Source organism: Gemmatimonadetes bacterium SCN 70-22 (genome assembly GCA_001724275.1).
GTDB lineage: Bacteria > Gemmatimonadota > Gemmatimonadetes > Gemmatimonadales > Gemmatimonadaceae > SCN-70-22.
On record MEDZ01000003.1, the window covers coordinates 192,716 to 205,757 of the forward strand.

The 13,042-nt window shown below is 68.6% G+C and carries 8 protein-coding genes; 3 read left to right on the top strand and 5 right to left on the bottom strand.

Annotated features, from left to right (window positions below):
- Positions 1-108 precede the first annotated feature (108 nt).
- From ABS52_02310 to ABS52_02320, 3 genes are all read right to left on the bottom strand, one after another.
- The gene (locus ABS52_02310) at positions 109-1,203 is read right to left on the bottom strand and encodes a hypothetical protein (GenBank protein ID ODT05007.1); all 1,095 of its coding nucleotides are present in this window, start codon (positions 1,201-1,203) and stop codon (positions 109-111) included.
- Positions 1,200-4,811 carry a hypothetical protein gene (locus ABS52_02315; protein ODT05008.1) on the bottom strand — a complete coding sequence of 1,204 codons (3,612 nt, stop codon included), beginning with the start codon at positions 4,809-4,811 and terminating at the stop codon, positions 1,200-1,202. Before ABS52_02315 ends, ABS52_02310 begins: the two co-directional genes overlap by 4 nt.
- Positions 4,812-4,946: 135 nt before the next feature.
- Positions 4,947-5,513 (bottom strand): hypothetical protein, encoded by a 567-nt coding sequence (locus ABS52_02320; protein ODT05009.1) that lies wholly within the window; start codon positions 5,511-5,513, stop codon positions 4,947-4,949.
- A 416-nt stretch (positions 5,514-5,929) separates the two neighbouring features.
- Here ABS52_02320 and ABS52_02325 point away from each other — a divergent pair, with 416 nt between their 5' ends.
- Together ABS52_02325 and ABS52_02330 are read left to right on the top strand one after the other, a co-directional pair.
- Positions 5,930-7,273: a type I glutamate--ammonia ligase gene (locus ABS52_02325; GenBank protein ID ODT05010.1), complete on the top strand. Its 1,344-nt coding sequence runs from the start codon at positions 5,930-5,932 to the stop codon at positions 7,271-7,273.
- Between the two features lie 242 nt (positions 7,274-7,515).
- Positions 7,516-7,719 (top strand): hypothetical protein, encoded by a 204-nt coding sequence (locus ABS52_02330; GenBank protein ID ODT05011.1) that lies wholly within the window; start codon positions 7,516-7,518, stop codon positions 7,717-7,719.
- Positions 7,720-7,777: 58 nt separating this feature from the next.
- On the opposite strand, the gene ABS52_02335 is transcribed toward ABS52_02330, so the two are convergent.
- Positions 7,778-9,253 (bottom strand): hypothetical protein, encoded by a 1,476-nt coding sequence (locus tag ABS52_02335; protein ODT05012.1) that lies wholly within the window; start codon positions 9,251-9,253, stop codon positions 7,778-7,780.
- Positions 9,254-9,317: 64 nt separating this feature from the next.
- Between ABS52_02335 and ABS52_02340 the strand changes: the two genes are divergently transcribed.
- Positions 9,318-10,316 carry a hypothetical protein gene (locus tag ABS52_02340; protein ID ODT05013.1) on the top strand — a complete coding sequence of 333 codons (999 nt, stop codon included), beginning with the start codon at positions 9,318-9,320 and terminating at the stop codon, positions 10,314-10,316.
- A 125-nt stretch (positions 10,317-10,441) separates the two neighbouring features.
- On the opposite strand, the gene ABS52_02345 is transcribed toward ABS52_02340, so the two are convergent.
- Positions 10,442-12,943, bottom strand: a complete 2,502-nt coding sequence (locus tag ABS52_02345; protein ID ODT05014.1) for a hypothetical protein — start codon at positions 12,941-12,943, stop codon at positions 10,442-10,444.
- Positions 12,944-13,042 lie beyond the last annotated feature (99 nt).

The following is a 13,042-nucleotide window of genomic DNA, read 5'->3' on the forward strand; positions in this document are numbered from 1 at the left end:
GCGACCACCGAATGATCGCCCGTTTCGGGAACTTCCTTTTACAATCGCACGCCTGCGCCGTCAAGCGGGAACTGCTGCCGACCTGTCGGCAAAGCGAGACGGTCGCCCTCAGTCGGCCGTGAGGCCGAGGACGTGACGTTCCGCGACCACCCGCTGCAACGCCGCATACACCCGCGGATCGAGCAATCCGCCGGCGTGGGCCTCGAGATAGTCGATGGTGTCCTCGACGGCCATGGCCGGACGGTAGGCACGCCGCGAGGTGAGGGCGATGAAGGCGTCGGCGCAGCACAGGATACGCCCACCTAACGAAATCCGTTCCCCCATGAGGCCCTGGGGATACCCGGAGCCGTCCCAGTGCTCGTGATGGTCGCGCACCATCTCCAGGATGTCGTGCAGCTGCGTGAGCGGGGCCAGGATCTCCAGTCCGAGCTGCACATGTTCCTTGACGTGCTCGAACTCCTCGGGACTCAAGGCGCCCGGCTTGTTCAGTACCGAGTCGCGCAGGGCGATCTTGCCGACGTCGTGGAGGCGGGCCGCGATCGCGATCCGCTCGACCTCGGCGGGGGGGAGCTCCAGCACCTCGGCGATCGCCCGGGCGACGGCCGCCACCCGGAGGGTGGTGCCGGCCAGAAATGGATCCTTGGACTCGTGGAGGGCGATGAGGTGCGCGATCGAATCGATGGCCGCCGCGCGCAGCGCCGCGCGCTCCCGCTCCACCTCCGAGGTACGCCGCGCGACCTCGGCATCGATGAGACGCTGCACGTTGCGCTGTTCGATCGCGAGGTCCCGCCGATTGGCGACCCGCTCGATGGCATCCAGCAGGTCCTGCAGGTCGACGGGCTTGGTGAGGTACTCCATCGCGCCTGCCGACATGGACTCGCTCGCGGTGGGGGCGTCGTTCACCGCGCTGAGCATCATGATCGCCATGTCGGGATGCAGCTCGCGGACCCGTGGCACGAGCTCGAGCCCCGACATCCCCGGCATCCGGATGTCGCAGAGCATGAGGGAGTAGCTCGCCGAGCCGAGGTGCTCGAGGGCGGTCATTCCCGATTCGGCTGTCTCGACGTCGAAGCCGCGCGAACGCAAGAACTTCGAGAGGGCGAGGCGGATCGTCTCCTCATCGTCGACGATCAGGATTCGCCTGGCTTCCGGCCCCCCGATGACGAGGTTGCTCAGGGCGCCACCGCGTGAGAGATCACTCATGAAGACTGGGCGGGGGCTGACGAGGCCACCGACTCGGGGAGAAAGATGCGAAACGTGGTGCCGACGCCGACCTGGCTCTCGACGCCGATGCTCCCGCCATGGGATTGGACGATACCATACGACACGCTCAGGCCGAGCCCAGTTCCCTGTCCGGCCGGCTTGGTGGTGAAGAACGGCTCAAAGATGCGCTGTCTCGTGTCTTCCGCCATGCCCGCACCGGTGTCGCTCACGGTGAGCACCACTCCCTGATCCACCGATTCGGTCCGGACCGTCAGTCGCTTGATCGCCGAACCCTCCATCGCGAACTCGGCATTGACCAGCAGGTTGAGGAGAACTTGCTGGAGGCGCTGGCCGTCACCACGCACCCGGGGAATTCCCCGATCCAACTCGAGTCGCACATCGACCCCCGCGCTTCGCAGGGAGTAATGGCGGAGTCGCAGCGTGAGCTCGATGATCTCGTTCAGGTCGATCGGGGCGCGCGATGGTCCCGCCTTTCGCGAGAATATCAGGAGGTCGCGGATGACCGCCACGGCGCGGTCGGCCTCGCGCTTGATGAGACGAACCGACTCGCGCTGTTCGTCGTGGAGCAGCTCCTCGAGGAGAATCTGCGCGAAGGCGGAGATCCCAGCGAGGGGGTTGTTGAGTTCATGGGCGACACCGGCCACCAGCTCGCCGATCGCGGCGAGCTTCTCGCTCTGCCGCAGCTGCTCCTCCAGCCGTCTCTCGTCCGTGAGGTTCCGGATGTTCATGACCTGACCCACCGGGGCGCCGTCGTCGTCGCGGATGTAGCTGAGCATGACCGACGCCGGGAACTCGGTGCCGTCGCGGCGGCGATGCACGTGTTCCGCGAGCCAGACGCTTGCGGCGATCGCCGCACCATTCGCCAGCCGACGCGCCGGGACGGCCGAGGCGACGAGAGCGTCGAAGGTGATGGCGGTGAGCTCGTCGGCCGCGTAACCGTATTCACGCACCGCCGCCGCGTTGGCGTACCAGATGCGCCGGTCGAGTCCGAGAATGAAGACTGGCTGGTCCATCGTGGCGAGGGCGGTCGCCAGCATGCGCTCACGCTCGCGCCGTTTGCGTTCCTCCTCGCCCAAGAGAAGGACGTCGGCGGCCAGGGCGACGTGCGCGGCGAGGCGGACGAGTGACTCTGCCTCTCCTCTCCGCTCGCGGGTGCCCGCCACCGGCACGCTCCAGAGGACACCGAGCGTCTGGTGCTTGGCGATGAGCGGGACGACACGCGCGCCGTGAGGGACGACGTCATGTTCGGCGATGGCGGCCAGGGCATCCCGGCCGGCGGTGAGGATGTCCACCGTCGAGCCGATCAGGTGCGCGGCGCTCTGGTCCACGGGAATGCTGCGGTTCAGCAGCCCCTGAAGCGCTCCGGTCGCGCTCAGGTACGTGAGCGTCTCCCCGCCATCTCCCACGACGCCGAGCGCCTTGCCGGCCGAGGGGACGACGCTCTCGACCGCCGCGAGAATCTCGCGTCCCATCTCGGCGGGCGAGCCCGAGCCGAGCGCGGCGCGCGCGATGGTCGCGGCGGCTTCGGCGATGGTGCGCGCCCGTCGCTCCGCCGCAAAAAGGCGCGCGTTGTCGATGGCCGCGCCGGCCTGGCGCGCGATGATGGCGAGGACCGCGGCGTCCTGCTCGTCGAAGACGCCGGGCTCGTCTCCCTGGACGACGATGACGCCAAGGATCTCTTGCCCGTGCAGGATCGGGACGGCGATCTCCGCACGGACCGGGAGACGTCCCCCCTTGCCCGCGACGAAGTCGGACCAGGCGCGCGCGGGCGCGTCGCTGATGTGCGTTCCCCCGTCCCGAAGCGCCCGAGAGGCGGCACAGCTTCCCACCGCGACGATGGGAAGCGCGCTGGCGCTCGTGCTCACGCCGTCGACGACGATGAGCTGCGGGAGGAAGTCGGTCTGGTCCGGATTGAGGAGCAGGAGGGCGAAGACGGACGCGTGCGGGACCGACGACAGCGCCGCGCGATGCACCTCGCCGTACACATCACCGAGTTCGGTACGGGAGATGGCTTGTTGCACCTGGGCGACCGAGGCGAGCCGTGCGGCGCGTCGTTCGAGATCGCCGAGCAGCCCGGCGTTGCGCAGTGCGATGGCAACGTGGGTCGCGAAGTCACGCAGGAGCTCGTGCTCGGCCTCGCTCGGGTGTCGAGGGGCGTACCACCGCATGACGAGGAGTCCACGCACCGTTTCGTCGATCACCAGGGGGAGAAAGGCGATGGATGAAACGCCGGCCTGGCGCAGCCCCTGCAGCGGTTCCGAGAGCTCATCCTCCCCGAGCACGCGAAGGTCGGGGAGGATCACATGCTGGGCGTTCTCCACCGCCCATCCCGGGCGACCGATCCAGAGCGACGGGGCGACGGTGGCCACCTGCTCGGAACCGAGTCCGCGCGAATGCTGCACGGCTGACGTGCGCCGCACGACGTCGATGGCATACACCGTGAAGCCGTCCGCGCCCAGTAGCTGGGTCGCGATGCGCTCGATGCCGTCGAAGACCTCTTCTGACGAGACAGCGGAGGCGAGGATGCGGCCGGTGGCGGCGAGGATCTCGGCGTGGCGGGTGGTGCGGGCGGCCGCGCGATAGAGCCGCGCGTTCTCCACCGCCACCGCGGCATGCGAGGCCAGCGCCTCGAGGAGTTCTTCCTCGTGCGCGTTGAAATCGCGAACGGCGTTGCCGTAGACCAACACGGCGCCAAGCACGCGATCGCCCACCAGGAGGGGAGCGGCTACGGCGTTGGGCGCGACGTCGTGGTACAGGTCGGGGGACGTCTCCCAGCGGGGGAACTGGCGAAGGTCGGAGGTGCGGACCGGGCGTCGCCGACGGAGCGCCTCGCCGCTGAACACTCCCTCCATCGGGAGGATCCCCATGAATCGTCCGACCGCATGTCCCGCGGCGCCAACGATCCGGAGGGCGTCGCCCTCCAGCATGGTGACGGTGGCCCCGGCACCCTGCAGCAGGTCGGCGGCGTGCTCGGCGATGAGGGTGAAGACCCGCTCGACCTCGAGCGACTGATTGAGGTGGCGGACGATGTCGGCGAGGGCGCGTGCCTCGCGTGCGCTCTGCCGCTCGCGCTCGAGCAGCCGGGCATTTCGCACCGACTGCGATCCCAGTTCGGCGAGATACTGCAGCAGGGCGGCGTCCTCATCGGAGAAGACACCATCCCCGGCGTTGACGGCGAGGAGGACGCCGAAGGCGCTGCCGCCAGCGACGAGTGGGGCGGAAACAACCTGGCGGATACCCAGCTCTCGCAGGTACGGGAGGTTGGCGCCGCGCTCCGTGGTGAGCTGGTTGAGCACGAGGGTGCTCCCCTCCTGCAGCGTCCGGAGCGCAAGGGAGTCGCCCAGGGGGAAGCGTTTCGTGCGCAGTGGTCGGAGGATTCCCGCAGCGGCATCGACGCGGAACTCGTCGTCGTCGAGCGAGGACAGTAGCGCGCCCTCGGCGCCGAGAATGGCGACGACGCTCTCCGTGAGGATCGAAGCCGCCTCGTCGCTGTTGGCGGCGACCGCCGCCAACCGGCGGGCCACGGCCAGCAGCTCAACGGCTGAGCTCGGCGGGATTTCGGCGCGAATCCTGGCGGAGGACGTCACGAGGCGGGGACACCGTTGGTGGGGAGCGCGATGGGCGGCGGCGACTCCGCCGCCCCCCCACGGAAAAACGAAGGACGAGCGCCCCCGTTACAATCCCCGGCGAATGCCGCGGTGGGCGCTCCGGGGGGGCAAGTGCTACTTCGTGAGCGACTTCGCCTCCTCGATGGCGGCGTCGATGTCGCCCTTGTGACGCTGATACTCCTCGATGCTCTTGGCCTGCTCGGTCTTCTCGACCGCCAGGAGCTTTCGGTAGAATCGGAGCCGGGCGGCTTCGTCGTTCTTGAGCTGCGCGACGCGCGCGGCCAGGATGAGGCCCAGCAGGTGGTCGGGGTTGCTCTCGAGGATCGCGGCCGACTGCTTCTCGGCTTCCGCGAGGTTCCCGGCCATTTCGGACATGCGCCCGAAGTCGTACTTGAGGTCGTTGTCGAGGGGGCCGAGGAGCTCGTAGGCCTGCGCGGCCATTGTGGCGAAGAACGAGGCGCTGTCGCTCTTGCCTTCGGAGGCGAGGCGCATGACGCGATCGTAGAGCCGGTCGGCGCGCTCGCGCGGGGACATCGAGGAAATGTCCGGGGCCCGCATGGCGCCGGCGCCGGCGAATGGAGCGCTTCCGTCCAGGGGGATGTTTGCCCCCATCGCGGCCGGTGCCGAGCTGTCGCGCTGCTGGACCGCCACGGCGATCACCAGGGCGAGGACGGCCACCACGCCGATGGCCCATGGGAGAATGCTTCGTGGCGGGGCCTGGACGGGGGCGGCAGGGGGAGCAGCCCCAATCGCGCGAGCGCCTTGTGGGGCTCCGGCGCCGACCGGGGATCCACAGGCGTGGCAGAAGCGTGCGCCAGGCGTCAGCGGTGTCTGGCAGGCAGCGCAGGAGACACCCATGAGTGCCGCACCGCACTCGGCGCAGAACTTCCCATGGGAGAGCGTGCCGCACGAAGGGCACGTCGTGCCGGCGTTGGGGGCTTTCGACATGCGCCCAAGATAGGGGTGTGATCCGGCCGGAGGGGAGAGCGCCTCGCGATCGGCCCCGGTTTCCGGGCGGGCGTCCGCATCCGTTGAGGGAGTGTGAGGGAGCCCATAACGTTCGGTTCCGCCGTCATCGCCTTTCCCGGAACCGTGACATGCCGAATCCCCTGGCCGGCGCCAACGCGCAGGACATCCTGAAGCTCGCGGCGTCGCACGACGTGCGATTCCTCCGGCTGCAATTCACCGACATCCTCGGCGTCAACAAGAACGTCGAGATCCCGCGGTCGCAGTTCGAGAAGGCGTTGGCGGGCGACATCCTGTTCGACGGTAGCTCGATCGAAGGCTTCATCCGGATCGAGGAGTCGGACATGCTGCTCGTCCCCGATTTCGCGACCTTCGTCGTCTTCCCGTGGGGCGACGCCGACTCGAAAGTGGCACGCCTCATCTGCGACATCCACCGTCCCGACGGGACGCCGTTCGCCGGAGATCCGCGTCACGTGCTCAAGCGGCAGATTGCGCGCGCCGCCGAGATGGGCTTCACGATGAACGCGGGGATGGAAGCGGAGTTCTTCATGTTCAAGCCGGGGCAGGAGGGGGCGCCGGCCACCGTGACGCACGATGTGGGGAGCTATTTCGACATGGCGCCCGCCGACCTGGGCGAGGATGCACGCCGGGCGATCGTGTCGACGCTGGAGCAGATGGGATTCGAGGTGGAGACGGCGCACCACGAGGTGGCACACGGACAGCACGAGATCGATTTCCGCTATGCCGATGCCCTCACCACGGCAGACAACATTGCCACGTTTCGCTTCGTGGTGAAGGTGGTGGCGCAGCGCTTCGGGCTCACGGCGTCGTTCATGCCGAAACCGATCTTCGGGCAGAACGGGAGCGGGATGCACACGCACCAGTCGCTGTTCTCCGGCGGGAAGAACGCCTTCCTCGACGCCGATGCCCGGTGGCAGCTGAGCGATGTGGCGTTGCACTACATCGGCGGATTGCTGAAGCATGCGCGCGGCTTCGCAGCCATCACGAATCCGCTGGTGAACTCCTACAAGCGCCTGGTGCCGGGCTACGAGGCGCCGGTGAACGTGGCGTGGTCGATGCGCAATCGCTCACCGCTCGTCCGCGTCCCCGAGCGGCGGGGGATGGGTACGCGCGTGGAGGTGCGGATGCCCGATCCCTCGGCCAATCCCTACCTGGCGCTCGCCGTCATGCTGGCAGCGGGGCTGGATGGCATCGCGAGCAAGGCGGATTACCGGGAGCCCGTGGACACGAACATCTTCGAGATGTCGTTTCGCGAGAAGCGGCGCCTGCGCATCGACGACCTCCCGCACGACCTGAACGAGGCCTGCGACGAGCTGGAGAAGGACGACGTGATCATGGAGGCGTTGGGCGAGCACGTCGCCAAGCACTTCCTGCATGCGAAGCGCGAGGAGTGGCGCGAGTACATCACGCAGGTGCACGAGTGGGAGCTGCAGCGGTACCTGCTCAAGTACTAGAAGACGAGAAGACGAGAAGACGAGAAGACGAGAGGTGACGGGAGGGCGTGGGAGGGGCCTGTACCTGCTCGCTACGGGAAACCGATTCAGGACGGGTGGGATTCAACAGGTGGACGTCATCGCACGATTGGTCGGCGGCTTCCGGCTGGCGCAGGGCGCCGGCGCGCCGGCGACCATTCGTGTGATGGTCCGTGGATCGGGGCAGGGCGTCGGTCGGTACCTCTCACCAAACGGAGTGCGCCATGGCCAGCTCGTTCTTCACGCGCAATGAAGGGACCATCGATCGTGGGCTGCGGGTGGTCCTCGGACTCGTCCTCCTCGGCATCGCCGTCACCGGGCGCGGCGCGTGGGGGTACATCGGGGTCCTGCCACTCGTGACCGGGTTGATGGGGACGTGTCCCGTCTACTCGATCTTCGGGATCAGCACCTGCCCGACGAAGCAGTAGCACGCCACCGGGGGCTCCTTGGCTGGGGCTGTGCGCGTGGTGCGAGGGGGCGCGCCGCCTAACGCGGGTACGGGTAACCGCGGGCGAGCAGCGATTGCAGGGTGCGGTCATGACCGTACAGGTCGTCGAAGAAGCGCATGGTGCCGTTGCGCTCGGCGATGGCGGTCACGTACAGGACGTACACCGGGATGCGTTCGGTGATGGGGACCGTGAGCGGGGTCGAGCGCGACATCGCCTTCTCCATCGCCTCCGGCGTCCACTCAGGGCGATCGCGCAGGATCCACTTCGCCAGCTCCACGGGGCGCGAGAGGCGGATGCAGCCGTGACTGAGGTCGCGGCGCTGGCGCTCGAAGACGCTCTGCACCGGCGTGTCGTGCATGTACACGCTGTGGGGATTCGGGAAGACGAACTTCACCCGTCCCAGGGCGTTGTCGGCGCCGGGGAGCTGGCGCACGCGCACGCCGTTGCCGATCGCGTCGATGTTGGCTGCCGTGACGGGGACCTGGAGCCCGTTGCGCAGCAACACGTAATGGTTGCGTTGCAGGTACGACGGCGAGCGGAGGGCCGGCGGCCGGATTTCCTTGCGTGCGATGCTGGTCGGCACCTCCCAATACGGCGAGAAATCGAGGTGCTTCAGTTCCCGGGTGAAGATCGGCGTCTTGTGGTCATACGCCTTTCCCACCACCACGTCCATGCTGAAGACGACGACGGAGTCGGAGGTCAGCCGGTCGAAGGCATGGAGCCGGAACTCGGGGACGTTGACGATGATCACGCGTCCCGGGAACGTGTGCGGAAACCACCGCCAGCGCTCGAGGGCAAGCTCGAGCTTCGTGATGCGCCCGTTCATGCGCCGCCGCGACGCGGCGGTGATGCTGTCGCGCGCCATTTCGCGATGGCGAGCCAACTGCCCCTTGAGTAGCCGGTAATGGAGGAATGGGGGCTCGGCTTCGTCGAACACGCCGATGGGATCGCTGGAGCCCGCGATGATGCGCAGCGCGGCCGCGAGGTTGTAGTCGTCGCGCGGGATCCGGATGCTTTCATGGACGTCGCTCGGCTTCACGCGCCCCCACTGCAGGGCGGCGAGCATCCGGGCGGTGGCGACGCTCAGCATCGCCTCGAAACGTCCGGCCATCGCGGGGGTCGCCGTCGAATCGCGGAGACGCCGGGCGAGCGAGTCGAGGTGCGCCGCGTCGTAGTCACTGCTGCGGAGCCCGACGCCTTCGGCGAGCTGGAGATAGCGGATGATGGAGAGGGCGTTCGGGGTCGCACGCCCCTCGTGGAGCCAGAGTGGGAGCTGGGCGCTGTCGTAGACGAGGCGCAGGTCGCGCACGACGTCGGAGATGACGGGCCATCGCGCCCCCTGCAATCGCCCGCTGGTGATGGCGTTGCGAACCGGCGCCAGCACGTCATCTCGTGTGACCCGTGGCGTGGCGACGGGTGCCTGCGAGGCGAGTTCGCGCGGAGTCGCCGCCGCGACGAGGAGGAGCGCGGCGAGGGAACGCAGGGCGCGCCGGATGGCGGGACTACGCATCATACCCGAACCCTAGCTTCCGCGACCGAGGGTGGCAAAGGTGAACGCCGCCTCCAGATTAATGCCGATGACCGACCACGTGGACCACGACGCGCTCCCGGGTGCGATACGCCGCGCGCACGAGCGGCTGCGCCCGTACGTCCGGGAGACGTACTTCGACGGTAGCCTGCCCCTGAGCGAGCGGTTGGGCGGCGACGTGCGCCTCAAGGGCGAACACCTGCAGCATACCGGGTCGTTCAAGGCACGCGGGGCGCTGCACAAGATCCTCTGCCTAACGCATGACGCCCGCGAGCGCGGCGTGGTCGCCGCGTCGTCCGGCAACCATGGGGCGGGGCTGGCGTGGGCCTGCCGGATGACCGGCGTCCGGGCGGTGATCTACGTCCCCGACCATGCGTCGCCCACCAAGGTGGCGATGATCGCGCGCCATGGAGCCGAGGTTCGCCACTTTGGCGTCGACGGGCTCGACACCGAGGAGCACGCGCGCGCGGTTGCCGCGCGAGAGGGGTGCACGTACGTCTCGCCATACAACGACATCGAGGTGCTGTGTGGGCAGGGGACGGTTGGCGTGGAGATGGCTGGACAGAGCGGGATGCTGGACGCGGTCGTCGTGGCCGTTGGCGGGGGCGGGCTGATTGGGGGGGTCGCCGCGTATCTCAAGCATGTCATGCCCGGCGTGCGGGTCATCGGTGCGCTTCCGGCCAACTCGCCGGTAATGGCGGAATCGGTGGCGGCCGGACACATCGTGACGCGTGAGTCGTTCCCCACGCTCTCCGACGGTACCGCGGGGGGAATCGAGCCGGGGGCGATCACCTTCCCCCTGTGTCAGGCGCTGGTGGACGAATGGACGCTGGTGGAGGAAGGCGAGATCGCCGCGGCCATTCGCCGCTTCATCGAGGAGCACCACCAGTTGATCGAGGGGGCCGCGGGGGTGGCGCTCGCGGCTCTGGAGCGTCGCGCCGCCGCTGGCGGCTCGCGCGGGTTGGCGGGCGAGCGCGTGGGGGTGGTCCTGTGCGGGGCCAACATCAGCAATGCGCGATTGCGCGAGGTGCTGGCCGGGGAGGGGTAGCGCACGATCGTCCCCGGCGGGGAGGAACGCACAACGGCCGGCATCTCGCGATGCCGGCCGCTGGCGTCTGCGGCGTCCGGGCACGTCACGCCAGGCGCCGTCGTGCGGCACCTGGCGTGACATCGTTACGGGGTGAACGACCCCGTCCGCGCCGCCGTGAGGACCACCGCACCATCCGAGTAGGGGTTGGTGAAGCCACCGGTTCCGAGCGTCCAGCCGGAGGCCGAGGCATTCCAGGTGATCTCCGAACCGGAGACGGGCGCCCAGCTGTTCTGCCACCCCGAGACCCCGGAGAAGTCGGGGAAGGAGAAGTCGACCGCATTGGCACCGAGATAGGCCGCGCTGTACACCACGCTCACCGCATGCCCGGTCTGTCCGTAGCCGATCGCCCAGAACTGGTTGTACTCGGCCTGGCGGGCCAGCTGGACGCGGGAGCGCAGGTACGGGGCCGAGGCCAGCGTGGTGAAGGTCGGGGTGTTGAGGGCGGCGCCGAGTGTGACCGACTTGTCGACGGCGTCCTTGAACACGCTGGTGACGATGCGGGACGAGGTGACTGTCCCGCCGCCTCCCGCGTTGCTGGATGCGGCGACGAGCACGTGCAGGTCCGACGCGACCTGCTGCGCCGACGGGACACCGTAGTAGGTACCGGTGGTTCCCGATGCGAGCGTCGTTCCGAGCACGGCGAAGCCCTGGTTGGCCGTGAAGTACGTCGAGCTGGCGAAGAGCTGGTCGCCGGCGGCACTTCCGTTGATCGTGACCGTGCGGCTGACGGGATCGAACGCCTCGGCGGCGCCGAAGTCGAGGACCGGGAGGGTGGAGCCGTTGGCCGGGTTGAGGTTGCGGCGGATGATCAGCTTGTTGGTCGCATAGCCGGCCATCGGGTTGGCGAAGTCGATCGCCTGGCGAGCGGCGACGAGATCCACCGTTCCTGCTTCCACGCCGCTGAGCGTGAACGTCGTGGCGGGAGACATCACCTGCGCGAAGGCCGAGCCGAGCGAGACCTGCGCCTGGGCGCCAGTCCCGAGGTTGGCCACCGATCCGTTCACCGTTTTCGTGGTCGCGGTGGGGCAGATGGCCGTCCCCTGCGACTGCAACTCGGCCAGCGATCCGAAGTAGAAGTTGATCTCGTATTCGTTCGAGATGCCCTTCGTGACGTAGGCGATGCCGCCGGCGCTCGTGATGTTGAAGGAGTACGCGTTGTTGGTGCCGACCACCTGCTGCCAGACGCCGCTACCGTTCTGCGCCGCGACCCAGAGCGGGATCTCGCTGGCGTCGCAGAAGCCGAAGGTCCACGTCACGTTGCCGCTGCCGACCGGGGCCTGCGCCACGTTGAGCGTGAACTGCGTGGTGGCGTTGGCGATCCCCGTGCCCGAGCCGGTGACGGTGATGCCGTATGATCCGGGGACAGTGGCCGCGCCGACCGCCAGCTGCACGGTGACGGCGTTGCCTGCCGTGGGCGAGGTCGTGATGGTCGGCGTGACCCCGGCCGGGAGGCCGGCGAGTTGGATGGTGACGTTACCCGCGAAGTTGGTGCGGGTGATGTTGACCGTGAACTGGGTCGACGCGCCCTGGTTGACGGTGGCGCTGGTGGCCGAGAGGGCGAGGGCGATGGAGCCGGCCGGGGCCGCCGTGACCGTGAGCGTGAGGGTGGCGGTCTGGGTGGCGCCACCCGATGTGGCGGTGATGGTGAGTGGGTAGTTCCCCGCCGCGACGGCGCCGCCGACGCCGATCGTGAGCGGCGTGGCGGTGTCGGGGTTGTTCAGGGTGCTCTGGCCCAGCGCTGTCGTCACGCCGTTCGGTGCGCCGGTGACGGCGAGGGCGACGGCACCGGTGAAGTCGGTGCGCGTGACCGTGACGGTGGCCTGCCCATTGGCGCCAGCCTGCACCGTGAGCGCTGCCGGCGCGACCGCGACGGTGAAGGAGCCCGTGGGCGCCGCCGTGATAGTGAGCGCGTAGGTGGCCGTGGCGTTGGCGACGCCGGTGCCCGAGGCGGTGACGGTGAGCGTGGAGGTCCCGACCGCGGCATTCGCTGCGGCGTTCACCGTGATCGTCCCGGCATCGCCGTTGGTCGCGACCGTCGTGGTGACGCCGGTCGGCTGACCGGTGACCGCGAGGGTGACCGCACCGGTGAAGTTGGTGCGCGTGACGGTGGTCGCGATGGCGGTGCTGTTCCCCTGGACGACCGAGCCGGCGGCCGGGGCGAGCGCCAGGGCGATCTTCGGCGCCGCGGTGACCGTCATCGCGACGTTGGCCGTCTGGTCAGCCAGGCCGGTGGCCTTGCCGCGGATCGTGAAGTTGTAGGATCCAGCCGCAACGCCGGCGGCAGCGGTGATGGTCAGCGTGGTCGAGTTCGTGCCGCTGGTGATTGCAGCCGGCGTAAAGCTCGCGGTGACGCCGGCGGGGAGGTTCTCGGTGGAGAGCTCCACCGTCCCGGCGAAGCTCCCGGTTCGCGTGATGTTGGCGGTGACCGTGGCGGTCCCGCCCTGGGTCACGCTCAACGTGTTCTGCGAGAGGGCGAGGGTGAAGCCGCCGACGGACGGTGGGTTGGTGGTGCCGCCGTCGTCGCTGCCGCCGCAGGCGGCAAGGGACATGGCGGTCGCCGCCAGGACCAGGCGGAAAACATGCATCGGGCGCAAGAGTGCCTCCGGTGTGACGAGATGCGAGGATGATCGGGAATAGCAGCTGCAATGAGTCGCGCCGCACACTGCAAGGCATGGGCCAAATGA

Bases quoted from the DNA above. Each gene is read 5' to 3' on its own strand.
- ABS52_02310 (ODT05007.1), bottom strand. From the start codon at position 1,203: ATGAGTGATCTCTCACGCGGTGGCGCCCTGAGCAACCTCGTCATCGGG.
- ABS52_02325 (ODT05010.1), top strand. From the start codon at position 5,930: ATGCCGAATCCCCTGGCCGGCGCCAACGCGCAGGACATCCTGAAGCTC.
- ABS52_02330 (ODT05011.1), top strand. From the start codon at position 7,516: ATGGCCAGCTCGTTCTTCACGCGCAATGAAGGGACCATCGATCGTGGG.
- ABS52_02335 (ODT05012.1), bottom strand. From the start codon at position 9,253: ATGATGCGTAGTCCCGCCATCCGGCGCGCCCTGCGTTCCCTCGCCGCG.
- ABS52_02340 (ODT05013.1), top strand. From the start codon at position 9,318: ATGACCGACCACGTGGACCACGACGCGCTCCCGGGTGCGATACGCCGC.
- ABS52_02345 (ODT05014.1), bottom strand. From the start codon at position 12,943: ATGCATGTTTTCCGCCTGGTCCTGGCGGCGACCGCCATGTCCCTTGCC.